The following is a 712-nucleotide window of genomic DNA, read 5'->3' as shown; positions in this document are numbered from 1 at the left end:
GAAGTCGCCGCTGACGGCCGTCAGGTCGATGGTCTCCCCCGCCTGCAGCCGGGTGGCGGCTTCCCGGCTGGCCGGTCCGCTGACCTGCAAGAGGGTCCGGCCCGCATGACCGCGGCCGCTCAGCCAGCCGTCATTCAGCTTGACCTGGTCTGGATACAGGCGGATGCTGGACAAATTCAGGCCCGGAGCTTGCTGGTCGCGGGCTAAAAGCAGGGCCAGCAGGAGCAGAAAAGCAACTGCCGCCTTCAGCAGCCCGCCGTGCTTGAGCCTGATCAGCCAAAGCAGGTAGAGCAGGCCGCACAAAGGCACAAGCCGGCCCCAGCCTTTCAGATAATACAGGCCGCACACGCTGACGGCCGCCAGGGCCAGCAGAAAGTAAAAGCCGGCCGCGAGGCTAGATTGTAAGCTGATCCTTGATCGCCGCGAAGGTCTTGTCGCCAATTCCCGACACCTCTTTCAGCTCGTCAATGCTCTTAAAGCCCCCTTTTTCCTGCCGGTAGGCAATGATCTGCTCGGCCTTCTTCTCGCCGATTCCGTTAAGCTTCTGCAAGTCACTGGCCGAAGCCGTATTGATGTTGATCAGCTCGCCGGAAGCAGAAGAAGCTGACGAGGCTGAAGACGAAGCGGAAAATGCTGAAGACGAAGTTGCCTGCGAAGAAGCCGAGCTGGTTGCAGAAGCCGCCGGCGGCTCGTCTCCTTTGGCAGGAACATA

Annotated in this window: 1 protein-coding gene and 1 pseudogene; both read right to left on the bottom strand. The window is 60.8% G+C overall.

The window, feature by feature from the left end; genetic code table 11:
- Positions 1 to 441 (bottom strand): annotated as a pseudogene (locus lacNas_RS10545) (DNA internalization-related competence protein ComEC/Rec2); the annotation flags it as partial.
- The coding region (locus tag lacNas_RS10540) for a ComEA family DNA-binding protein (RefSeq protein ID WP_201346841.1) at positions 395 to 712 on the bottom strand (318 nt) is incomplete at its 5' end. The gene lacNas_RS10540 and the pseudogene lacNas_RS10545, both read right to left, overlap by 47 nt.

This window comes from Lactobacillus nasalidis, assembly GCF_016587775.1.
Taxonomy (GTDB): domain Bacteria; phylum Bacillota; class Bacilli; order Lactobacillales; family Lactobacillaceae; genus Lactobacillus; species Lactobacillus nasalidis.
This window is presented reverse-complemented; position numbering and strand designations above follow the sequence as displayed.